26 protein-coding genes and 1 riboswitch are annotated in these 23,688 nt (G+C 37.6%); of the genes, 23 read left to right on the plus strand and 3 right to left on the minus strand.

The window, feature by feature from the left end:
• Window position 1: 1 nt before the first annotated feature.
• The 4 genes from AC1DFT_RS11025 (at window position 2) to gcvPB (ending at window position 4,813) form a co-directional block, all read left to right on the plus strand.
• On the plus strand, window positions 2-514 hold the full coding sequence (locus AC1DFT_RS11025; protein ID WP_477919247.1) for a shikimate kinase: 513 nt from the start codon (window positions 2-4) through the stop codon (window positions 512-514).
• A 117-nt stretch (window positions 515-631) separates the two neighbouring features.
• Window positions 632-727, plus strand: a riboswitch (glycine riboswitch).
• Window positions 728-855: 128 nt separating this feature from the next.
• Window positions 856-1,989, plus strand: coding sequence for a glycine cleavage system aminomethyltransferase GcvT (gcvT, locus tag AC1DFT_RS11030; protein ID WP_477919248.1), 1,134 nt, complete (start codon window positions 856-858; stop codon window positions 1,987-1,989).
• A gap of 24 nt (window positions 1,990-2,013) precedes the next feature.
• Window positions 2,014-3,360 (plus strand): aminomethyl-transferring glycine dehydrogenase subunit GcvPA, encoded by a 1,347-nt coding sequence (gcvPA, locus tag AC1DFT_RS11035; RefSeq protein WP_477919344.1) that lies wholly within the window; start codon window positions 2,014-2,016, stop codon window positions 3,358-3,360.
• On the plus strand, window positions 3,353-4,813 hold the full coding sequence (gcvPB, locus tag AC1DFT_RS11040; protein WP_477919249.1) for an aminomethyl-transferring glycine dehydrogenase subunit GcvPB: 1,461 nt from the start codon (window positions 3,353-3,355) through the stop codon (window positions 4,811-4,813). Before gcvPA ends, gcvPB begins: the two co-directional genes overlap by 8 nt.
• 36 nt (window positions 4,814-4,849) lie before the next feature.
• Here the strand turns inward: gcvPB and AC1DFT_RS11045 are convergent, their stop codons facing one another.
• The 3 genes from AC1DFT_RS11045 to AC1DFT_RS11055 all read right to left on the minus strand — a co-directional run bounded on the left by AC1DFT_RS11045 (window position 4,850) and on the right by AC1DFT_RS11055 (window position 7,278).
• A complete protein-coding gene (locus AC1DFT_RS11045) occupies window positions 4,850-5,398 on the minus strand; it encodes a hypothetical protein (RefSeq protein ID WP_477919250.1) in 549 nt (182 codons plus the stop codon).
• 152 nt (window positions 5,399-5,550) lie between these two features.
• Window positions 5,551-6,819: an ATP-binding protein gene (locus AC1DFT_RS11050; protein ID WP_477919251.1), complete on the minus strand. Its 1,269-nt coding sequence runs from the start codon at window positions 6,817-6,819 to the stop codon at window positions 5,551-5,553.
• Between the two features lie 99 nt (window positions 6,820-6,918).
• Complete coding sequence (locus AC1DFT_RS11055; protein ID WP_477919345.1) at window positions 6,919-7,278, minus strand: rhodanese-like domain-containing protein; 360 nt, start codon at window positions 7,276-7,278, stop codon at window positions 6,919-6,921.
• A 127-nt stretch (window positions 7,279-7,405) separates the two neighbouring features.
• Between AC1DFT_RS11055 and AC1DFT_RS11060 the strand changes: the two genes are divergently transcribed.
• From AC1DFT_RS11060 to AC1DFT_RS11150, 19 genes are all read left to right on the plus strand, one after another.
• Entirely contained in the window at window positions 7,406-8,242 is an 837-nt protein-coding gene (locus AC1DFT_RS11060) for a lipoate--protein ligase family protein (RefSeq protein ID WP_477919252.1), read from the plus strand.
• Window positions 8,243-8,399: 157 nt separating this feature from the next.
• Window positions 8,400-10,964, plus strand: a complete 2,565-nt coding sequence (locus AC1DFT_RS11065; RefSeq protein WP_477919253.1) for a vitamin B12-dependent ribonucleotide reductase — start codon at window positions 8,400-8,402, stop codon at window positions 10,962-10,964.
• A gap of 195 nt (window positions 10,965-11,159) precedes the next feature.
• Window positions 11,160-11,648: a VOC family protein gene (locus AC1DFT_RS11070; RefSeq protein ID WP_477919254.1), complete on the plus strand. Its 489-nt coding sequence runs from the start codon at window positions 11,160-11,162 to the stop codon at window positions 11,646-11,648.
• A 536-nt stretch (window positions 11,649-12,184) separates the two neighbouring features.
• The gene (locus AC1DFT_RS11075) at window positions 12,185-12,607 is read left to right on the plus strand and encodes a hypothetical protein (RefSeq protein WP_477919255.1); all 423 of its coding nucleotides are present in this window, start codon (window positions 12,185-12,187) and stop codon (window positions 12,605-12,607) included.
• A gap of 71 nt (window positions 12,608-12,678) precedes the next feature.
• On the plus strand, window positions 12,679-13,743 hold the full coding sequence (locus AC1DFT_RS11080; protein WP_477919346.1) for a M24 family metallopeptidase: 1,065 nt from the start codon (window positions 12,679-12,681) through the stop codon (window positions 13,741-13,743).
• Window positions 13,744-13,760: 17 nt separating this feature from the next.
• The gene (efp, locus tag AC1DFT_RS11085; RefSeq protein WP_477919256.1) at window positions 13,761-14,318 is read left to right on the plus strand and encodes an elongation factor P; all 558 of its coding nucleotides are present in this window, start codon (window positions 13,761-13,763) and stop codon (window positions 14,316-14,318) included.
• 260 nt (window positions 14,319-14,578) lie between these two features.
• Complete coding sequence (locus tag AC1DFT_RS11090; protein WP_093265786.1) at window positions 14,579-14,788, plus strand: SpoIIIAC/SpoIIIAD family protein; 210 nt, start codon at window positions 14,579-14,581, stop codon at window positions 14,786-14,788.
• A gap of 3 nt (window positions 14,789-14,791) precedes the next feature.
• Complete coding sequence (locus tag AC1DFT_RS11095; RefSeq protein WP_477919257.1) at window positions 14,792-15,175, plus strand: hypothetical protein; 384 nt, start codon at window positions 14,792-14,794, stop codon at window positions 15,173-15,175.
• 15 nt (window positions 15,176-15,190) lie between these two features.
• On the plus strand, window positions 15,191-16,105 hold the full coding sequence (locus tag AC1DFT_RS11100; RefSeq protein WP_477919258.1) for a stage III sporulation protein AE: 915 nt from the start codon (window positions 15,191-15,193) through the stop codon (window positions 16,103-16,105).
• 396 nt (window positions 16,106-16,501) lie between these two features.
• Window positions 16,502-16,741 (plus strand): hypothetical protein, encoded by a 240-nt coding sequence (locus AC1DFT_RS11105; protein ID WP_477919259.1) that lies wholly within the window; start codon window positions 16,502-16,504, stop codon window positions 16,739-16,741.
• A gap of 1 nt (window position 16,742) precedes the next feature.
• Window positions 16,743-17,279: a SpoIIIAH-like family protein gene (locus tag AC1DFT_RS11110; RefSeq protein ID WP_477919260.1), complete on the plus strand. Its 537-nt coding sequence runs from the start codon at window positions 16,743-16,745 to the stop codon at window positions 17,277-17,279.
• 137 nt (window positions 17,280-17,416) lie between these two features.
• Window positions 17,417-17,914, plus strand: coding sequence for an acetyl-CoA carboxylase biotin carboxyl carrier protein (accB, locus tag AC1DFT_RS11115; RefSeq protein WP_477919261.1), 498 nt, complete (start codon window positions 17,417-17,419; stop codon window positions 17,912-17,914).
• 32 nt (window positions 17,915-17,946) lie between these two features.
• Window positions 17,947-19,296 carry an acetyl-CoA carboxylase biotin carboxylase subunit gene (gene accC / locus AC1DFT_RS11120; RefSeq protein ID WP_477919262.1) on the plus strand — a complete coding sequence of 450 codons (1,350 nt, stop codon included), beginning with the start codon at window positions 17,947-17,949 and terminating at the stop codon, window positions 19,294-19,296.
• 14 nt (window positions 19,297-19,310) lie between these two features.
• Complete coding sequence (locus AC1DFT_RS11125; RefSeq protein WP_477919263.1) at window positions 19,311-19,703, plus strand: Asp23/Gls24 family envelope stress response protein; 393 nt, start codon at window positions 19,311-19,313, stop codon at window positions 19,701-19,703.
• A gap of 120 nt (window positions 19,704-19,823) precedes the next feature.
• On the plus strand, window positions 19,824-20,201 hold the full coding sequence (gene nusB, locus AC1DFT_RS11130) for a transcription antitermination factor NusB (RefSeq protein WP_477919264.1): 378 nt from the start codon (window positions 19,824-19,826) through the stop codon (window positions 20,199-20,201).
• Window positions 20,202-20,228: 27 nt separating this feature from the next.
• Window positions 20,229-21,083 (plus strand): bifunctional methylenetetrahydrofolate dehydrogenase/methenyltetrahydrofolate cyclohydrolase FolD, encoded by an 855-nt coding sequence (folD, locus tag AC1DFT_RS11135; RefSeq protein ID WP_477919265.1) that lies wholly within the window; start codon window positions 20,229-20,231, stop codon window positions 21,081-21,083.
• A 69-nt stretch (window positions 21,084-21,152) separates the two neighbouring features.
• On the plus strand, window positions 21,153-22,505 hold the full coding sequence (xseA, locus tag AC1DFT_RS11140; RefSeq protein ID WP_477919266.1) for an exodeoxyribonuclease VII large subunit: 1,353 nt from the start codon (window positions 21,153-21,155) through the stop codon (window positions 22,503-22,505).
• A gap of 5 nt (window positions 22,506-22,510) precedes the next feature.
• Window positions 22,511-22,732: an exodeoxyribonuclease VII small subunit gene (xseB, locus tag AC1DFT_RS11145; RefSeq protein ID WP_477919267.1), complete on the plus strand. Its 222-nt coding sequence runs from the start codon at window positions 22,511-22,513 to the stop codon at window positions 22,730-22,732.
• Window positions 22,725-23,609: a polyprenyl synthetase family protein gene (locus AC1DFT_RS11150; RefSeq protein ID WP_477919268.1), complete on the plus strand. Its 885-nt coding sequence runs from the start codon at window positions 22,725-22,727 to the stop codon at window positions 23,607-23,609. The genes xseB and AC1DFT_RS11150 overlap by 8 nt, the downstream gene beginning before the upstream one ends.
• Window positions 23,610-23,688 lie beyond the last annotated feature (79 nt).

A 23,688-nucleotide genomic window follows, 5' to 3' on the forward strand; every position in this document is an offset into this window, starting at 1 on the left:
CATGTACAAAGTATATTTGGTGGGATTTATGGGAAGTGGAAAAAGTGCAGTCGGAAGAAGACTAAGCTATTTATTAAAAATGCCTTATTACGACATGGATAAAGAAATCGTAAATAAGCAAAAAAGGGCCATACCTGAAATATTTGAACAGGAAGGGGAAGCATATTTCAGGCAATTAGAAACAGATTTCCTGCAAAATTTCCGTAAGGAGTCATGTATTATTTCTACGGGTGGTGGGGTTGCGATGAATGAAGAAAATGTTCGAATTATGCGAAATACAGGATTAGTGTTGTATTTAGACGCAACGTTTAATGATATTTGGATGCGTATTAAAAACGACAAAAATCGACCTATCGTGCAAAATAGTACAAGAGATGAGTTGGAGCAACTGTACAATAAAAGAAGAAGAGCCTATAAAAAAGCGACCCATATTACAATCCACACGGAAAATCGACCATTACGGCAAGTGACAGAGTATGCTGGATATCAAGTGAATCGCCTGAAAGGCGAATGAAAAATATTAATTTTAAAATAATGTTCGCTTTTTAAGTAATTTTATAAAAACTATTGCGTCTTTTCATGTTCAATGTTAGGATATAGACAAAGCAAGCCATTTAAACAGATATCGCGGATGAGTATACGGGGAGAGAACGCAGCAAGTAGCGTCGCCGAAGGAGCAAGTAATGATTATTATGAATCTCTCAGGCAAAAGAACTCGTATAGGACGCAACTCTGGAGAGTGCTTTCGTTTAGTATCACGCAAAGCCACCAAAGAGGCAAGCCGTTTTCGGTAAACTTTCAGGTGCCAGGACAGAGAACCCTTGTTAATATAAAGGGGTTTTTCTGTCCTTTTTTATGTGTGAAAAACTTAAGGAGGAGATTTTTTTGTCAGAACAGTTAAAGCGTACACCTCTATTCGATGATTATGCTACATACGGTGGAAAAACAATTGATTTTGGTGGCTGGGAATTACCTGTACAATTTTCTAGTATTAAAGAAGAACACGAAGCAGTAAGAACGAAAGCAGGATTGTTTGATGTCTCTCATATGGGAGAAATTATTGTTACAGGCTCTTCAAGTGAGGCGTTTTTACAAAAAATCATGACAAACGATGTTTCCAAATTAGTAAATGGGCAAGCGCAATATACAGCAATGTGTTACGAAGATGGTGGCATAGTAGATGATTTATTAGTCTATAAAGTTGAAGAGAACCATTATTTATTAGTAGTAAACGCAGGCAATATTGAAAAAGATTTTGACTGGATGAAACAATTTAAGACGGAAGATGTAGAACTAGTAAATAAATCGGATGAATACGGTTTACTTGCATTACAAGGACCACTTGCGCAAGAAATATTACAAAAGCTTACTTCTAAACCGCTAGACGAAATCGGATTTTTCCGTTTCGAGAATAATGTCGAAGTAGCTGGAAAATCAGTTCTTGTTTCCCGTACTGGTTATACAGGAGAAGATGGATTTGAAATCTATGCAGCTGGTAATGATGTAAGAGATTTATGGAGCGATATTTTAAAAGTGGGTAAGGAAGATGGACTTCTACCTTGTGGGCTAGGGGCTCGTGACACATTACGTTTTGAAGCTTGCTTACCCTTATACGGTCAAGAACTTTCCAAAGAAATTTCTCCGCTAGAAGCTGGTTTAGGCTTTGTTGTAAAACTGAAAAAAGAACAAGATTTCAATGGTAAAGCTGTGTTAGCTGATCAAAAAGAAAATGGTGTACCAAGAAAAAGTATTGGTATTGAAATGATTGATAAAGGAATTCCACGTACTGGATACCCAGTGTATGCTGGTGAAACACAGGTCGGTATTGTTACTACAGGAACTCAATCTCCAACGCTGAAGAAAAATATTGGTTTAGTGTTAATTGACGCAACATTCGCTGAAATAGGTAAAGAGCTAGAAGTGGAAATAAGAAATAAACGTTTAAAAGCAGTTACAGTTGCTACTCCATTTTATAAAAGAGAAAAATAATACGAAGAAAGAGGTTGTCTATTGATGAAGCATCGTTATTTACCAATGACTGAGCAAGATCAAAAAGAAATGTTAGATGTAATCGGCATTTCTTCTATTGATGAATTGTTTGCAGACATTCCGGAGAAAGTACGTTTTAAAGGCGAGTATAATATTAAAGCTGCGAAAGCAGAATCAGCTTTATTAAAAGAATTAGCAAATCTTGCAGACAAAAATGCAGATAGCAAAAAATACGCTACTTTTTTAGGTGCTGGCGTTTATGATCACTTTAAGCCAATTATAGTTGATCATGTTATCTCTCGTTCTGAATTTTATACAGCATATACTCCGTATCAACCTGAAATTTCACAAGGGGAATTGCAAGCTATTTTTGAATTCCAAACAATGATTTGTGAACTAACTGGCATGGATATTGCAAACTCTTCTATGTATGACGGTGGTACTGCCCTTGCTGAAGCAGGTAACTTAGCTGCAGGTCACACTCGTCGTAATAAGTTAGTCGTTTCGGAAGCTGTTCATCCTGAATATATCGATGTGGTTAAAATGTATGCAAAAGGACAAAATGTTCAAGTTGTAACGGTTCCAACAAAAGATGGCGTAACAGACTTAGCGAAACTGGAAGAATTAGTAGACGAAGAAACGGCAGCTGTATTAGTTCAGTATCCAAACTTCTTCGGTCAAATTGAAGATTTAGCAAAAGTGGAACAACTAACACATGCACAAAAAGCATTATTCGTTGTCTCTGCAAACCCACTTGCTTTAGGTGCATTAACACCTCCTGGTAAATTTGGAGCAGATATTACTGTTGGAGATGCGCAAGTCTTTGGAATTGCAGAAGCATTTGGTGGTCCACACTGTGGTTTCTTTGCAGTCTCTTCTAAATTGATGCGTAAAGTTCCTGGTCGTTTAGTTGGAGAAACAACAGATGAAGATGGTCGTCGTGGATTTGTATTAACTTTACAAGCTCGCGAGCAACATATCCGTCGCGACAAAGCTACTTCTAACATCTGTTCAAACCAAGCACTAAATGCACTGGCAGCTTCAGTTGCAATGACGGCACTTGGTAAAAAAGGCGTAAAAGAAATGGCAATCCAAAACATAACGAAAACACATTATACAAAACAAGCTTTTGAAAAAGCTGGATTTGAAGTACCTTTCCAAGGTGCACACTTCAACGAAATCGTCGTAAAAGTAAACGGTTCTGTTGCAGATGCAAATAAAGTACTGCTTGAAAAAGGAATTATCGGTGGATTTGACCTAGGTCGAGTGAACTCTGATCTTAAAAATCACGTATTAATCGCTGTAACTGAGCAACGTACAAAAGAAGAAATAGATGCACTCGTGCAAGAAATGGGGGCTCTTCATGCATAAGGACAATCAACCACTAATTTTTGAAATCACAAAAGAAGGCCGTGTAGGGTATAACTTACCAGAACTAGATGTGCCGGAAGTAGATGTAGCATCACTTTTACCACAAGGTATGCTTCGAGATGAAGAGGCGGAATTACCAGAAGTGTCTGAGTTAGATATTATGCGTCATTACACAGCTTTATCAAACCGTAACCACGGTGTAGATACAGGATTCTACCCACTTGGATCTTGTACGATGAAATACAATCCAAAAGTTAATGAATCGGTTGCACGTTTCCCTGGATTTGCAAATATTCATCCATTACAAGATGAATCTTCTGTACAAGGTGCAATGGAGTTAATGTATGATCTACAAGAGCATTTAATCGAAATCACTGGAATGGACGAAGTGACACTTCAACCAGCTGCTGGTGCACACGGTGAGTGGACAGCTCTAATGATGATTCGCGCATTCCATGAAGCAAATGGTGACTTGGAGCGAACGAAAGTAATCGTTCCCGATTCAGCTCATGGAACGAACCCGGCTTCTGCAACTGTGACAGGCTTTGAAACTATTACAGTAAAATCGGATGAAAATGGTTTAGTAGATTTAGAAGACTTACGTCGCGTTGCTGGTCTAGATACAGCTGCGCTAATGCTAACGAACCCAAATACATTAGGTTTATTCGAAGAAAGTATTTTAGAGATGGCTGAAATCATTCATGGTGTAGGCGGTAAATTGTACTATGACGGAGCAAACTTAAATGCAGTTATGTCGAAAGCACGTCCAGGAGATATGGGCTTTGACTGTGTTCACTTAAACTTGCACAAAACATTTACAGGTCCTCACGGCGGTGGGGGACCAGGTTCGGGACCAGTAGGAGTAAAAGCAGACCTAATTCCTTTCTTACCAAGTCCGGTACTTGTTAAAGAGGATGACAAATATACATTCGATTATAATCGTCCTCAAACGATTGGTCGTGTAAAACCATTCTACGGAAACTTTGGCATTAACGTGCGTGCATACACATATATCCGTTCCATGGGGCCAGATGGTCTAAAAGCTGTTACGGAATATGCAGTGTTAAATGCAAACTATATGATGAGACGTTTAGAAGAGCATTTCGATCTTCCATACAACCGTCATTGTAAGCATGAATTCGTATTAAGTGGTCGTCGTCAAAAGAAATTGGGCGTTCGTACATTAGATATGGCAAAACGTCTGCTTGACTTTGGCTATCATCCACCGACAATCTACTTCCCGCTAAATGTAGAAGAAGGTATGATGATTGAGCCGACAGAAACAGAGTCAAAAGAAACATTAGACGCGTTTTGTGATGCATTAATCCAAATTGCTAAAGAAGTGGAAGAAAACCCAGATATCGTTCAAAATGCACCGCATACAACGGTTATCAATCGTTTAGACGAAACAAAAGCTGCTCGTAAGCCAGTGCTACGTTATACAAAAGCATAAAAAGAAAGTGCGGTCCGCAAACGGACCGCACTTTTATTAGTCTTCAAATGGTATTTCGTATTGCCTTGCTTTTTGGTAAATTGCACTTTGCACGGATCCATTAACAACACCGGATACAGGAAATTCAAATACATACCCATCTGTAAATTCAAAAATATATATTTCGTCTTGTTTCTCTTCTGGTTCCTCTAATACATGGACTACCTTCGCAAGGTCTCCCCATTCATGTTCTACTTTATTTCCGAAAAGTGGGTTAAACTCTATTTTGTCTTCACGTAGATATACATAATTTTGAACACCAACCGTAAAAATGATAATAAATCCAATTGCTGCCACAACAACCGTTATGACCTTTAACATATTGGATTTTAAAAAATAGGACGCACAAAGGAGTGCGATCGCAAAAACAAATGCGAAGGCAAGCATCCAAAAACTCGTGCTAAGTGGGATAAAAACGATCGATCCAGGGCCGCTATAAAATGTAATCGACGTAATTATCGGGGTGAGTATGCAAACAAATGGAGCAAATATTAATAGAATAAGTGCAAAAATCCAAAACAAATCTTTACGATCTCTTAATGCCAAAATGAACCCCCCTCATTAAAATAATTCATGATCAAACATCATGTTAATCGTTATACGGAAATAGAAGTAAGAAGTTTCAGAAAATATTATTTTTGCCCTAAATAAAAAAGGATCCAAACGGAGGATCCTTCTTAGACTTGTATATGAAATGGCTAAAACCCAATAGAAGATTCGTCTTTTTCCCATTCATTTTTCATTGATCGTTTGTTTTGTTTAAGCAATTCTTCAATCCGCTTTTCGTATGCGAGTTCACCGTCGTAGTGCCAATTGAGTGCAACCGACATATAAAGCTCGTTTAACTGGGACATGGATAATCCTTTAGAGCGTTTGGCCATGTCCGCAAATTGGTCGTCTGTGAAAATATGCTTAATATCGAGTTTGCGCAAATAATTTTCTCGTACTTTTTCGGACGGGGAAGGGATTTCGTATGCTCGGTCAAACCTTCCTGCCCGGTTAATAAGCGCAGGATCAATTTTTTGCGGGTAGTTTGTCGTGCCGATGATAAATAACCCTTCTCTAGATTGCGCGCCGTCTAAGGTGTTTAAAAAGACGGAACGCGTGTATTCTGGCATCGAATCGATATCTTCAATTACTAATATTGCTGGAGCTAGCCGAGTAACAATGCCAAATACTTCTTGGACGGAATGACTACCTGTGAATTCGGTAATTTGCCAATAGACAACTGGTGCCTTAGTAGAACCGGTGATGGATTTTACTAAAGTCGTTTTACCGTTTCCTGGTGACCCGTATAACAATATACCGCGTTTGTATGGTAGACCATAGTCTTTGAAAAAGTGGCCATCTTCTTTAAAGAATTCATCGATTGAGCGGAAAATGTCTTGTTTAATGTTTTCGGATAATAATACATCCTCACGTCCCACGACAGCTTGTTCCCCGTATTTTCTGCGTTGTACCCCATGCTCTGTATCGACCAAATAGGTAACAGATTGCATGAGCAACTGACGCATTTTTTCATTGATTTCTTGCAAGAAAAAAAGTGCTGTTTCAGCGGAAGTTGAAAAGAAATAATATTCTGGCCAAGTATTACCTCCAGAGTAGTTAAAAGAGAATGTCATCGCGACATCATATTCGGGGAAAAAGATGAGATTATTTTCAAACGTTTCTACAATCTCGAGCTTACTTTCTACCGATAATTGTGATTTGCTTGTAATCTTGCTTTGGGCTCTTGTTTCAAATATGGATGCTAATACTTCATACGTTATAAGATTGTTTTCCATCATTTCTAATAAGTTACCGTCTAATTGTAAAATGGATTCTCCGATGTCGATCGTTTGCCAATTAGCGTATTTACGTTCTTTCAATAGATGAATAATTCGTTTGGAATGAATAGCAAAATCTTCGTAATTGGGATGGGTTTCTCGGAAATCTTCATTGTGTGAAAATAAAACAGGTTTTTGCATCTAATACCTCCGAATAATATGATAGAAAAAAGGTTCTCCTGGATATAGAAGAACCTTTATGTATATCGTGACTTAAATAACTACAGCTTTTTTAGAAAATTATTTCGATTTGATCTTACCTGACCAAGTCTTAAAGCCGCCTTGTAGCTGGTTTAACTCTGTATATCCTTTTTTCTTTAAAAACATTGCTGCACGCGAACTTCTCGCACTGCTTTGACAATATAGATAAACAGGTTTATCTGGACGAATTTCTTTGAAGCGTTGTCGAAGTTGTGACGAAGGAATATTTCTTGCTCCTAGTATATGTCCAGCATCGAACTCTTTAGGTTCTCTCACATCGATTAATTGGGCTTTACGGTAGCCGGCGATGAATTGTTCTTGCGTAAGATTTGTAACTGCTTTTTTTAATCGAAGTGCTTGGACGATAGCATAAACTACTAACACGACAATTACTGCGATTAAAAAGTATAAAGTATTAGACACGGTCTTTCCCCTTTCTATGTTTCCATATCTATTATAAAAGAATCACTAGATACAATTCAATCTATTTGATAAAATGAATATCGTTGTGAAGGGGGAAATTTGCGTGGAAAAGACAAAATGGTATTTTATTAACTCGGGACCTTGTAGCCCATCTTATAATATGGCACTTGATGAAGCCTTATTAGATTGGCATAGTGAGGGCCTCATCCCGCCGGTTGTTCGATTTTACGAATGGAATCCTGCTACTTTGTCGATTGGCTATTTTCAATCGGTTGAAAAAGAAATTGACATGGACGCTATAAAACAATTAGGATTAGGATTTGTTCGAAGACCTACCGGTGGAAGAGGCGTACTCCATGAACATGAACTTACATATAGCGTGATTGTGACGGAGAGTTATCCTAATATGCCAGCTACTGTCACAGAAGCTTATCGAGTGATCAGTGAAGGTTTGTTAATAGGTTTCCAAAATTTAGGCCTAGATGCATATTTTTCTATCCCTGACACGGATGAAAAAAAACAGGATTTAAAAAAGCCCAAATCTGCTGTTTGTTTTGATGCTCCAAGCTGGTATGAACTAGTAGTGGAAGGTAGAAAAGTGGCTGGTAGTGCACAAACTAGGCAAAAAGGTGTCATTTTGCAACACGGAGCTATATTATTGGATATGGATGAAGATAAATTAATTCAGACATTCAAATTTTCTTCCCAAGCATTAAAGGAACGCGTCAAAGCTGGTTTGTCGAAAAAAGCAGTTGCTATCAACAAGATAAGTCAACATTCCGTAACAATCGACGAATGCAAAGTAGCATTTAAAAAAGGTTTTGAAGATGCATTGCAAATTGAACTAGTTGAATATAAGTTAACAGAAGAACAAGAAATATATGTACAAGAGCTGGAAGCAAAGCGATATGCTAACGATGAATGGAACTTTAGAAAATAATTTATTTTTTTTTAGTCATTTAGTCCATTGACTACTGAGCTGATTAGGTTTGAAGGGAATCTATTCATTTGCAAAATAACACAACATATAGTATCGTTTATAAACGACGATACACTATATGGTGTGTTTTATTTTTGAATAAAAGGGAGGCAATATGATGGTATTAGCATCTCAGAATAAAAATGCAACCATTAACATTGAACAGTTAAACAAAGACATTGAACAATTTCCTCAAGTACACCCAATTACAAACAACATGACATTGACACATAAAGGTGTATCTAGATTAGTTATGATCGACCGTTATTCTTTTAAAGACACAGAGAAAAAAACGCTGAAAACAGGAGATTTTGTCGTATTAACGGTGAAAGATGATCCGAAATTTCCGGCGCGAGGATTAGGGCATATCGTGTCGATCAATCAGGATGCAAAAACAGCAGATGTATTGATCGAAGAAGATTACCGCAGTGCGATTGATGATAGCAACCAAGTTGCATCAGGCGTTGTGACTCGTCCCCTTAGCGTCATTGAAAAGCCTTTAGAAGTATTCTATGAACAAATTGCTAAGCGAAATGCTACTGGACTTGCTTCTGTTGAGAAAACAGAAGACAAAAGAGCGGAATGGTTCGAAAAGTTCTATCAGCAATTAGTTTCACTAAAATTCATCCCTGCTGGACGAGTATTATACGGAGCAGGTACAGGAACCGATGTAACGTACTTTAACTGTTACGTAATGCCCTTTGTAGCTGATTCTCGTGAAGGAATTAGTGATCATCGTAAACAAGTAATGGAAATTATGAGCCGCGGTGGTGGAGTTGGTACAAATGGTTCCACACTTCGTCCGCGTAACACGCTAGCACGCGGTGTAAACGGAAAATCTTCCGGTTCCGTTTCTTGGTTAGATGATATTGCAAAATTGACTCATCTTGTCGAACAAGGTGGATCACGTCGTGGAGCACAAATGATAATGCTGGCAGATTGGCATCCGGATATTGCGGAATTCATCATTTCTAAAATGCAAAATCCACGTATTTTACGATTCCTAATCGAAAATACAAACGATGAAACGATTAAACAATTAGCGAAGGACAAGCTTAAATTTAAACCTTTAACATTTCAAGAAGAAGCAATGTATCAAGGAATTATCAACTATAAAGCAATACCAGGACTTGGAGGATTCAGCAACGAAATCATTCGTGATGCAGAAACAAAACTTCGTGACGGTGGAACCTACACTGTTCATAATCCTGAATTTTTAACAGGTGCCAACATTTCAGTAACATTAACGGATGATTTCATGAAAGCAGTAGAAAAGGATGAAGATTTTGACCTTCGTTTCCCTGCGACTGAATCCTACACAGAAGAGGAAATGGCATTCTACAACGAAAATTGGCACACGGTTGGCGATGTTCGTGAGTGGGAGAAAATGGGTTATGCTGTAAGAACTTACCGCACAGTAAAAGCGAAAGAACTTTGGAATCTGATTAATATTTGTGCGACATATTCAGCAGAGCCAGGTGTTTTCTTCATTGATAATGCAAATGACAAAACAAATGCAAAAGCATATGGACAAAAAGTTGTTGCAACTAACCCATGTGGTGAGCAACCACTAGCTCCATATTCTGTTTGTAACCTAGCAGCTGTTAACTTGGCACAATTTGCAAATAAAGAAACAAAAACAGTTAACTATGAAGCATTAAAAGAAACAGTACGCGTTGGTGTACGTATGCAAGATAATGTCATTGATGCAACTCCATATTTCTTAGAAGAAAACAAAGTACAAGCACTTGGGGAGAGACGTGTTGGACTTGGAGTAATGGGATTAGCCGATTTACTTATTTATTGTGAAAAAGAATACGGTTCTGAAGAGGGCAATATTTTAGTAGATGAGATATTTAAAACCATTGCTATCGCAGCTTATGAAACTTCTGCAGAACTTGCAAAAGAAAGAGGAAGTTTCCCGTTCTTAACAGGCGAAACAGTAGAAGAAACAAATCGACTTCGCAAAGCTTTTACCGAAACAGGGTTTATGCAAACAATGCCAGAGGAAATTAGAAATACAATTTTAGAATCAGGCATTCGTAATTCGCATTTATTGACAGTTGCTCCTACTGGTTCTACTGGAACAATGGTTGGTGTTTCCACTGGTTTAGAACCTTATTACTCGTTTACCTATTACAGAAGTGGACGTCTAGGGAAATTTATCGAAGTAAAAGCAGATATTGTAAAAGAATATTTAACGAAAAATGAAACAGCAGAAGAAGAAAATCTGCCGAACTGGTTTGTAACGGCAATGGAATTACCACCAGAAGCACATGCAGATGTACAATGTATTATTCAACGCTGGATTGATAGTTCCATTTCCAAAACAGTGAATGCTCCACGTGGTTATACAGTGGAACAAGTAGAAGGTGTTTACGAGCGTTTATACAATGGTGGAGCAAAAGGCGGTACTGTATACGTGGATGGAAGTCGCGATGCCCAAGTATTAACGTTAAAAGCTGAAGAAAACACATTAGATGACCATGAACAAGAAGAAAAAGTAATTGAAAAACGTCCAATCGTGTTAATCGACACAATCCAGGATTTACGCTCGACGAATGTAACGATTGGTTCGGAAGTAGGGAACACTTGCCCAGTTTGCCGAAAAGGAACTGTAGAAGAAATGGGCGGCTGTAACACATGTACGAACTGTAATGCACAGCTAAAATGCGGTTTATAATAGACAAATAGGTAAAAGCATGTGGCTTTGAAATAAAATCCTACCGTTTATAAATAAAGATGCATCTTTTTTCCCCTTTAGATATGATTATCTAAAGGGGTGTTTTTTGTTTTTAAAAGAAAAAGAGCATCAAAAATAGAGAAGAAATTTTGAAGAGACATATGTGATAAAATTAGGAAAAAGGAGGTTCGAAATATGAAAATCCATAGAATCGATCATGTGGGTATAATCGTCAATGATCTTCCTGCTGCGAAAGCGTTTTTTCTTGAATTTGGTCTTGAAATGCTAGGGGAAGGAAAAGTGGAAGGCGAGTGGGCTGAGCGGATGAAGGGAATTATAGGGTTTCAAGACGTTAAAGAGGAAGTTGCAATGCTGCGAACGCCAGACAGTGATGCAAATATAGAACTAGTAATGTTGCGAACGCCAGAAGGTGACGCAAATATAGAACTAGTAAAATTTCACTCGCCATCAGATGAAAATGGCATCCAGCATCCCTTAGCAAATAATCTGGGGATCCAGCATATTGCCTTTGCTGTTGAAGATATTGAAGCTCTTGTTACCAAATTGACAAAGAAAGGCGCAGCACTTATTGGTGAGATACAAAACTACGAAAACGCTTATAAATTATGCTTCGTTCGTGGGCCAGAAGGAATTATTTTGGAGCTGGCTGAGAAAATCAAATAAAATATCCCATCTTTTTATCACAACAGCAAATTCATTGATAAGAAAAGCAACCACTTTGATCAATCTTTTTTCAAAATGGTTGCTTTTCTTTGGCTACTAAATAAGGGGATGGTCTCTTACTTTTCTCAAACTTTATTTAAAACCTACAAAAGCACAAACTGATGAAAGTAACTTGTCAGTTTGTTTTTTTGCTTTAGGAAATAAAAGATTATAGTATGCAGATACCCCTATCTTGGCGATAGAAGGTATATGTCACTGATTAGGGATACTGTGTCGTAGACATTCAATAAAGTTACCGCTAGGATTTCCGCTTCAGGGCGGCGGGAATGGCTGCTCATCACTCACCCCACGGAAAGCGTTCGACTGCAGCGAAAATCAAAGCGGTCACTAGTCAGCACACTACGACGCAGTATCCCTATATTGCACAAATAATCTTTTAAAGTTCCAGAGAACAAGCCACGAGCACTTTTTTTATTGTTTGTTTAAATATTCCTTTCAAAGCCTACACTAAACTAAAAAGGATAAGGGGATTTCGCATGAAAGGTTTAGCGATTAGTACTAGTTTTGCGGTGACATTGATTACAGTAATCATGTTTAAAATATTAGATTTTTTCCATTTTATCAAATGGGATCCAGTAGGGTTTTCGGATAATTTTCAAGCTTTAAAGGATAGCAATGCATTTATTAAATGGGGAATATTATTCATCATCGTATGGGCTGCGAGCATTCTTTTATACTATATTAGCTTGTTATTCATGAAGATTCCGGTAGCTATTACGAGTATTGCTTTAGGGCTATTAATCGCATTTGCTTTAGAATGGATTATTTTGGATGCTAGTTCTATTGAAAAAACGATTAAAAGAATGTCTATACCTTTTATTTGCATTATCATATTGGCGACGCGATTTTTAATGGAGTCCGCTATTTTCCATGCGCAAGATAAACCATTAAGCAAATAGAAAATTTACCATCCTTATTTCGTATGATAAAATAATAGGCAGTACTTATTTAGAATATGAGATGAGGGGTAATAATGAAACTTGCGAAATTACGCACTGTGTTAGAAGAAAAAGGGATCGATGCTTTATTAATTACAAATGAATACAATAGACGCTATATGACAGGATTTACTGGAACGGCAGGCGTTGCCATTGTTTCCAAAAACGACGCTGTTTTTATTACGGATTTCCGGTACACGGAACAAGCAGCAAGCCAGATTAAAGATTTCCGCATTGTTAAACATGAGAAAACATTAATCGAAGAAGTTGCAACACAAGTCGCTCAAATGGGCATTCAAACATTAGGATTTGAAAAAGAGGATTTGACATACAGCAGTTTTGAAATGTACAAGCAAGCTGTCAAAGCAGATTTGGTGCCAGAAGCTGGATTAGTGGAAAAAATTCGCTTGATAAAGACCGTCGAAGAGATTAGTATAATAAAGGCAGCTTGTCGTATTGCGGATGAGGCTTATGAGCATATTGTTACATACATAAAACCGGGAATGACAGAGCTTGAAGTATCCAATGAGTTGGAATTTTTCATGCGTAAGCGTGGTGCAACCTCTTCTTCATTTGATACAATCGTTGCTTCAGGAGTTCGTTCTGCATTACCACACGGCGTTGCGTCTGATAAAGTGATTGAAGTTGGCGATTTTGTGACATTAGATTTTGGAGCCGTATACAATGGTTATATTTCGGATACGACTCGAACAGTTGCAGTTGGGGAGCCAAGTGAGAAACTCAAAGAGATTTACCAAGTTGTGCTCGATTCACAATTACTTGCTTTAGAAAAAGTAAAACCGGGTATGACAGGTAAAGAAGCAGATGCAATCGCTCGTGACTATATCGCTTCTAAAGGCTACGGGGAAGCATTTGGGCATTCATTAGGTCATGGAATTGGTCTAGAGGTGCATGAAGGTCCTGGATTATCATTCCGTTCGGATATTGTGTTAGAGCCAGGTATGGTCATTACGATTGAACCGGGTATTTACTTACCAAATATCGGCGGTGTGCGAATTGAAGATGATGCACTTGTAACAGAAAATGGTTTAGAGAAGCTCACGCACTCGACAAAAGAACTATTAATACTATCTTAATATTTGGAGGAAAATACATGATTTCAGTAAATGATTTTAAAACAGGATTAACAATTTTAGTAGACGGGGTACTTTACCGTGTATTGGATTTCCAACATGTAAAACCAGGAAAAGGTGCAGCGTTCGTACGTTCAAAACTTCGTAACCTACGTAACGGATCAGTGAATGAAAAAACATTCCGTGCAGGGGAAAAAGTAGAAAAAGCACAAATTGATAACAAAAAAATGCAATATTTATACGCAAGTGGGGATCAACATGTATTCATGGATACAGATTCTTACGAGCAATTAGAGCTAAATGAAAATCAAATCGAGTACGAATTAAAATTCTTGCGTGAAAACATGGAAATTCATGTAATTCAGTACGCAGGTGAAACACTTGGAGTAGAATTACCAAAATCAGTTGAATTAGAAGTAACGGAAACAGAACCTGGTATTAAAGGGGATACTTCTGGTGGTGGATCTAAAACGGCAAAATTAGAAACTGGTTTAGTCGTAACAGTTCCTCTATTCATCAACGTTGGAGATAAATTAATTATCAACACTGATGAAGGATCATACGTTTCAAGAGCATAAATTAAATCTAAAAATAGCGAGTCTTTCCTCGATTTTGTCGAGAAAAGGCTCGCTATTTTGTTATTTCCGCATATTTCAAACCGACGATTCAGGACTTTTCAGTGTTGCATAATGTCTAGTTGGAAAATTTAGAGCTTTAGTTGGAATTTCAATGCATTTAGTTGGAAAACGGAGTCCCCGTTAGTAATTTTCAATTATGAATATTTTTCATATTCTCCAACCTCCGTTCATATGTTATTCGTATGGAAGGGGGAGGCATTGTGGAACTTCACGATGTACTTCGAGTTGCGGGTATAGGATTATTGATTGCGATTCTTCACTTGTTCTTTGAATCTACTGGTAAAAAAGAGTTTGCTTTTTTCTTGTTTTTTGTTGGATATATATATATGACAATCGAATTGTTACGTTTATTAAGATTATTTTTTTATGAGATTTCCACATTTTTAGAATGGCTTCTTATGACGAGTTAACCAATGGTTGTATATGTCACGATTATTCTCGCGTTTTGCTTGTTGCAATTAATAAAAGAAACGTATCCACGTTTACATTCGATTATCTATACGATTTATATCTTCCTTTTTTTAATGTATTTAGTTATGTCCCTTATTATCCCGTTTGTAACGAACTATTTCTCCATCGTTCCAGTCGCCCTACTACCTGTATTTAAACTACTCCTGTTTTCTGTGTTATTACTTTTTATTTCTCAAATTGTAGAAGAACTTCTCTCGGACTATGAATATACAAGCCTAGCTACTATGTTTACTTTTACGACTAAGGCGATTATTCTGCTCGTTTGGCTGCAACATATGAAGCAATTTTACGAAAAGTTTTTTTCCGTACTCGGATTACTCTCTTGAAGGAATGAACAATGAATGATGGATGAAATATTACAGACATTATTGCAGCCAGTCAAAGAGGTCATCCAAACATTTACCTATATTTTACTGTTTGGACTGGTATTTGTTTGTTTAGAATGGTTGATTCCAAATAGTAAAAGGCTTTTCAAATTTTTGTTTATCATGATTATTTGTTTTTACTGTTTAGAGCCTGCCATTCGAACATTAGATATGATACATGCGCTTTCGAATCAACTAGTTACACTTTTTTTAGGAATGTATCCATTATTAACAGCTGGAATTGCTGTATCTGGTGGTGCGTTACTAATCACTTTGTGGAATCCAATGGTTATGCTATTTGCTTCGTTTACAACGATCTTAGCTGAAAAAGTGTTAATACCTTCGATTATGGCGGCTTTCATTTTTGACGTCATTACGCGAATACATCCAGCTACTTCGTTTTCGAAAATGTCGGATCTAATCCGCATGACCTTAGTTGGGACTACCTCTATTATTTTAGTTTTGTATAGTTTTTTTATGACGGTAAACGGGGTTTTTACATGGTCGGTCAGTGGCGCGGTTAGCGAATCAGCCAAACGATTAATCGCTAATAATATTCCATTTGTTGGATCACTATTAACGGAAAGTATAAGTACGATGAAAAGTTACTCCTCTTCGGCTTCGGTTGTTACCGGCAATGCAGTGCTGTTTTCGGTATTAATCTTAGTGTCTATACCAACGATTCAAACGATTTTAATCGCTTTTTTATACAGATTGTTAGGAGCCGTACTCGATCCTTTTATAGATGGTAATATTAGTGGTTTGCTAGATGATATTGGAAGGACATTATTCGTGCTGTCTATTATATCGGTACTAATCGCTTTTGCTTTCTTTTTTACCATAATATTAACGATGCTTTTTGCAAAATTACTTATAACTGTGAAAGGATAAATACAATCGTTACCAATTTTTTATTTGGTCTCTTACTAATTGTAGTTGTTGGGGAACTTCTTTCGATATTACTAGAAGGTTCAGGTAGTGAGAAGATAGACTTTCTCGTGAAAATTGCGATAATCTTTTGGATCTTGTCCTTTCTCTTCATATAAATAGTTTGTCTTGCATAAAGTATTGTATCCATCATGAAAAGAAGGGTGAAGCATTATATCATTCAAACAAAAACCCACTTTTCGTTTTGTTGTCATAAGTATTGCTGTTCTCATCATCAGTCTACTTTTTTCAGAAATGTTTCTTTCAAATGATGGAAGTAATGCTACCGATACAAATCTAGCTCCCAAAACAACAGAAGATTTAGGCTACATATTGGAAAAAATCAGTGGGGTTGGCCGAGTGGAAGTGTATTTTCATTACAAAGAGGGCACTGAAAAGTCCACGGGAAGCGATGTATCATTTTTCCAATGGACAAGTGACGGTAAGGAGAACAAAGAAGAACTGATTGGAATACTAGTAGTAGCGGAAGGAGCGAGGGATAAACGCGTACAAAATAATTTGATCAAGACCCTTTCATCTGTTTTGCAAATAGCTCCACATCGAATCGTGATACAAGAAATGGAAATGGAGGATAAATAATATGAATATAAAAAAGAGATCAGTTTGGTTTTTAACTTTAATCAGTTTAGTAGCGGTAGTGACGGTTTTCTACTTATCGGATCGCCCATCCCCTTTTGATGGAATCGCCCTATTTTCCAATGACACATTAGAGGATGTGGAATTAGTCGAAACATCCTCTACGAATGAAGAAGCATTTGCTTCTCACAGTAATGAATTCGAAGAGATGAGAATGGAAGTACTAGAAAAACGTAGTCAACTTCGTGAGACTTTAACAACAAAGGTCGGTTCCAATGAGTTTACTGCAGAACAAAAAGATGAAGCGTTTAACAAGATTGAAGAACTAGTGAAAATAGATTCCACAGAAGCGATGTTGGAACTGATCATCAAATCACTAGGATATGACGATGCGCTTGTTCGCATCGAAGAAGACAATGACGTATTAATAGATGTTGTGGCAAACGAACAATCTACTAAAAAAGCTTCGGATATAGTTTATGCAGTCAAAAGAGAATGGCCACAAGCCTATAATGTAGAAGTAAAATTTAACGGATTATAAGAAAAAAGTGCCTTTAGCGGGCGCTTTTTTTCATTCTTTCGTGAAGATTTCCTACCTAGCTATTTCAAATTATCGTAAAAACGTCTAAAATGGGAAGAGTAAGTATTAATAATGTATATAAAAGGGAGACAAGTCACATGAAAATCCAAGAAATTAGAGAAATTATTAAATTAATTGATCAATCTTCATTAGACGAATTTTTATATGAATCAGATGGCACGAAAATTAAATTGAAAAAGAATGAAAAAGGAATTGTAACGACAGGTGGACAAACTTTCGAAAGCTCTTCAGTAGTAGAACAACCAAAAATGGTTGAAGTAAAGCCAGAGCTTGTAAGTGAAGTAAAAGAAGAAGTGGTTGTAGCAGAAGCGAAGCCGGTAACAGTAGACAGCTCACTACATAAAGTTACTTCACCAATGGTAGGTACTTTCTATCAATCTTCTTCTCCGGATGCGGAAGCATATGTAGAAGTTGGCAGTAAAATAAATGCTGATTCAATCGTTTGTATCGTAGAGGCGATGAAACTATTCAACGAAATTGAAGCAGAAGTAGATGGTGAAATCGTAGAGATTCTTGTGAAAGACGGACAATTAGTTGAATACGGTCAACCATTGTTCCTCGTAAAAGGAAATTAAGAAAACAAGAGACGAGGAAAGGGGTAGTAAGAATGAAAAAAGTATTAATCGCCAATCGTGGTGAAATCGCCGTTCGTATCATACGTGCGTGTAAAGAGTTAGGGATTGAAACGGTAGCGGTATATTCCGAGGCAGATCGGGAAGCCCTACATGTCCAAATTGCAGATGAAGCTTATTGCATCGGACCAAGATTATCTAAAGATTCGTATTTAAACTTTTCTAATATTATAAGCGTCGCGAAGCTTACTGGTTGTGAAGGAATTCACCCTGGTTACGGATTTTTAGCAGAGAATGCAGAATTCGCTGAGCTATGTGAAGAATGCGATATTAAATTTATCGGACCGACATCCCAGGCAATCAGAAGTATGGGGATTAAAGATGTTGCAAAAGAGACCATGCAAAAAGCTGGTGTTCCAACAGTTCCAGGTTCAAAAGGAATTGTGGAAACTGAAGAAGATGCTCTAAATGTAGCAAGAGAAATCGGGTTCCCCGTTATTATTAAAGCAACTGCTGGCGGTGGCGGTAAAGGAATTCGAGTTGCTAAAGATGAGGCAGATCTTATTAATGGTATTAAAATTACGCAAAAAGAAGCGGCCGCAGCATTTGGTAACCCGGGCGTTTACTTAGAAAAATACATCGAAGTATTTCGCCATGTAGAAATTCAAGTACTTGCGGACGGCCATGGCAACGCAGTTCATCTTGGTGAACGTGATTGTTCTATTCAACGACGTATGCAAAAACTGGTTGAAGAAGCACCATCTCCTGCATTATCAGAAGCACTTCGCGCAGAAATGGGAGAAGCTGCTGTAAAAGCAGCGCTAGCAGTTGGTTATGAAAGTGCGGGTACCGTAGAATTTATATTTGATCATATCCATCAAAAATTCTACTTCATGGAAATGAATACTCGTATCCAAGTAGAACATCCGGTAACGGAAATGATTACAGGCATAGATTTGATCAAACAAATGCTACACGTGGCGTCAGGTGAAAAATTACCGTTCAAACAAGAAGATATAAAACTGAATGGATGGGCAATTGAATGCCGTATCAATGCAGAAAATCCTTCGAAAAACTTTATGCCTTCTCCAGGACTAGTAGAATTTTACTTGCCGCCTGGTGGTCTAGGGGTGCGTGTTGACTCGGCGGTTTACCCAGGTTATAACATCCCACCATTTTACGATTCCATGGTGGCAAAACTAATCACTTATGGGGAAACACGAGAAGAAGCAATAGCGAAAATGAAACGTGCTCTTTCCGAATTTGCTATAGAAGGTGTAGAAACAACAATTGCTTTTCATGAAAAACTCATGGATCATGAAGTATTTGTATCTGGAGATTTTGATACGAAGTTTTTAGAGAAATACGATGTGATGAATTCATAAAAGGAGTGTACCAAATGACAGAAAATACCGAACAAAAATTTGTTCAAATGACTCCTGAAGGAAAAGACAACTTAGGCACAATTGAAATTGCTCCTGAAGTAATTACGGTAATTGCGGGTATTGCAACAAATGAAGTAGAAGGTATCGCTGGAACACGTGGTAATTTTGCTGCGGGTGTAGTGGAACGGTTAGGTAAAAAAGTCCATGGAAAAGGGATTAAAACAGAAATCACAAGCGACGGATTGTTTATTGACGTCTATTGTTTAGTTAAATACGGCGCTTCTGTTCCTACTGTTGCAAGAGAAGTACAGTCTCAAATTCGCCAAGCAATCGAGAATATGACAAGCCTTACACCAAAAGAAGTGAATGTTCATATTACTGGTGTGCAATTTGAAACAGCAGAATAATTGTTTAGAGCCATCCTCTAAGGTGGCTCTTTTCATTTTTTCTTTCTTCTCTTACGCATTTCGGAGGGAAATATGCTATTATTGTTCTTTAGATAGCTACATTTAAAGGAGAACTTATTCATGAAACGAAGACAAGCAAGAGAGTTAGCATTGCAATCACTATTTCAGTTAGACAATCACGAAATTTCCATAGAAGAGGCCATTGGGCATGTTACGGAGAAACAAGACCCGTTTCTAACACAATTAGTAACCGGTACACTTCAACATAAAGAACAAATCGACGCTTCTTTAATTGACAAATTAGAGAACTGGTCACTACCTAGATTACCTAAAATAGAACGAACAGTTCTTCGTATAGCTGTATATGAATTATTATTTACGGAAGAAACGCCAGCAAAAGTGGTGATTAACGAAGCATTAGAAATTTGCAAATTATTCGGTGACGAAAAATCAAGCCGTTTCGTAAATGGAGTATTATCAAAATATACAGAGCAATAATTTACTTACAATGGAGGAACATCAAAAGTGACAAATCATATAATTGATGGCAAACAAATCGCAAGTCAAGTAACAGAAAAAGTAAAGGAACGTGTCGAGCGTTTAAAAGCGCAAGGCGTCACTCCTGGTTTAGCAGTTGTTTTAGTTGGAAATAATCCAGCTTCACAAACCTACGTGAACAACAAAACGAAAACATGTGAAAGACTAGGTATGTATTCTGTCATGATCGAATTAGAAGCGGATATTTCAGAACAAGCGCTTCTAACGCATGTAGAAACATTAAATAATGACCCAAAAATCCACGGTATTTTAGTGCAATTACCTTTACCAAAACAAATTGATGAAGATCGAGTAATTGCAGCAATTTCTCCGCTGAAAGATGTGGACGGTTTTCATCCTGAAAGTGTAGGTAAAATGATGATTGGACAGGCAACCTTCCTTTCTTGTACTCCGTTCGGAATTATGAAATTACTTGAATATAGTGATGTGGAAATAGCGGGAAAACATGCTGTAATCATTGGGAGAAGTAATATCGTTGGAAAACCAATGGGACAACTGCTATTACAAAAAGATGCAACTGTGACGTACTGCCATTCTAAAACAAAAGACTTACATACATTTACAAAACAGGCGGATATTTTAGTAGTAGCTACAGGCCGTGCGAAAATGATTGATGCAAGCTTCGTTAAAGAAGGAGCTGTTGTGATCGACGTTGGTATTAATCGCGATGAAAACAATAAGCTTTGCGGCGACGTTGATTTTGCATCTGCTGAGCAAGTAGCCTCTAAAATTACGCCGGTACCTGGTGGAGTGGGCCCAATGACGATAGCGATGCTAATGGAAAATACATGTTTAGCAGCTGAAAATACATTGAACAACTAATAGGGAAAAAAGCTGTTTTTCTACAGAAAGACAGCTTTTACATTGCCCAGAGTCTGAGGAGTTGTTTTCGTGACATCATATACATACTTAACTGTTAAGGCATTAACTAAATACATAAAAAGAAAATTTGATGCGGATACACATTTACGTGATGTTTACGTAAAAGGAGAGCTTTCCAATGTAAAAGTCCACTCAAGTGGGCATATTTATTTTACATTGAAAGACGATGCTGCGAGAGTTACTTCTGTCATGTTCGCGATGAATGCAAGAACGCTCAAATTCACGCCTGAAAGTGGCATGAATGTGCTTATTCGTGGCGATATTAATGTTTTTGAAGCGGCTGGGCAATATCAGCTTTATGCTTCCAGTATGCAGCCGGATGGAATTGGAGAACTTTTCCTCGCTTTTGAACAATTAAAAAAGAAATTGGAGAATGAAGGATTATTTCATCCAAGTCGTAAAAGGGCAATTCCCACTTTTCCGAAAAAAATTGGAGTAGTTACTTCGAAAACCGGAGCAGCTATTCGAGACATCTTAACTACTTTAGAACGTAGATATCCAATTAGTGAAGTAGTCGTATTTCCAAGCATTGTTCAAGGACCCCAAGCGGCACCTTCGATTGTTAAATCGATTGAGCTTGCAAATAGTACGGATTCTATAGACGTGCTTATTGTAGGAAGAGGCGGCGGATCTATTGAAGACCTATGGGCGTTCAATGAAGAAATAGTAGCTAGAGCGATTGCAAACAGTTGCATACCGATCATTAGTGCAGTTGGGCATGAAACGGATACGACAATTGCGGATTTTGTGTCCGATTTACGGGCTCCTACGCCAACAGCAGCTGCAGAGATGGCGGTACCTAGTAAAGAGAATCTAATGAAAAACATTTTATCTTATCAATCTGCCTGTTTACACTTTGTGACCAAAAAATTAGCAGATGAGAAAAATAGATTTAAGCGAGCCATAGAATCTCCCGTGCTTGCAACTCCCGAAAAGTTATATCGTCCTTTTATAGAGAGATATGTACGTGCAGAGCAACAACTTCAAAGAGAAACAAGTCGTTTATATAAAGATAAGCATCGTTATTTTACACAGTTGCAAAATAGATTTATCCAACTTTCACCTCAGAAAGTAATAGATCAACATCAAAAATCAGTACAAACAGTCACCAATCAACTTAGTCAAGTGTCATTATCCATATTGGAAAAAAATCGGGGGCAATTTATCGCGTCCATACGTACCTTAGAAGCGTTGAATCCATTGAAGATTATGGACCGTGGATATAGCATTACCTATAAGAAGGATAAATTAGTAAAAACAGTGGCTGATGTAGAGCAAGGTGATTCAATCGTTGTTACTTTATCAGATGGCCGATTTGAGGCAATTGTTCAAGAAGTAGATATGAATGAGAGAGGGGACTAATTTTCATGACTAAAAAAGAAATTCCATTTGATGAAGCGATGCTACAACTGGAAAATATTGTTCGTCAATTAGAACAAGGGGATGTACCGTTAGAAAACGCAATCGAATTGTATCAAAAAGGCATGGAGCTATCTAAACTTTGTAGTGATAAACTACAAAGTGCAGAAAAGCAACTCGTCTCTTTCATGGGGGAAACAACAGAGGAAGCTGGTACGGTTAATGAGTAAAGGACTACAAACATTCATCCAAACCAATGCGCCAATTATCGAACAAAAGATATCTACATTAATACAGGAAATTCATGCCCCTGAAAAATTAAAAGAAGCGATGGAATATTCACTCCAAGCAGGTGGAAAAAGAATTAGACCGCTTTATACACTTGCAGTATTAGAAGAACTGAACATAAAAAGTGAAGATGCGGCTACAGTAGCTAGTACGATTGAAATGATTCATACGTATTCCCTTATACATGACGATCTTCCAGCAATGGATGATGATGATCTTCGACGTGGAAAACCAACGAATCATGTAGTTTTTGGAGAAGCTCTGGCCATTTTAGCTGGAGATGGACTTTTGACACTTGCATTTGGAATACTAGCGAGACTTCCCAATTTAACAGCAGAACAGAAAATAGAGTTGATTGAAAGACTAAGCTATGCCGCGGGAGCAGAAGGCATGGTTGGTGGACAAGTACTAGATATTTTAGGTGAGGGAAAATCGTTAACGCTTGATGAACTAGAACAAGTTCATATAAATAAAACAGGGGCACTTCTTTCCTTTAGCATCTTAGCCGGTGGGATCATAGCAAACGCATCGGAAGAAATTATGAAAGCCTTACAAACTTATGCTTTCCATATAGGTTTAGCTTTTCAAATTCAAGATGATATTTTAGATATCGAAGGCACTTCAGAGCAGCTTGGAAAAACTGCTGGAAAAGATGTCTTAAGCGAAAAGAATACGTATCCTTCAATCTTAACGCTAGACGGTGCAAAAGTGCAGTTGCAAAAGCAATATGAATCGGCAATTGTCGCATTAGAAAAAGTTAATATGCATAAAGGTATTCTGGTTGAATTTGCCGATTATATTACAAAAAGATCGAACTAACAGCGTATAATTTTGTTTTAATGCCGTTTATTGATATTATATTAACTAGTTGTAAAGAAGGAAATCAAAAAAGAAGGTG

The organism is Psychrobacillus sp. 05T411 (assembly GCF_056396485.1).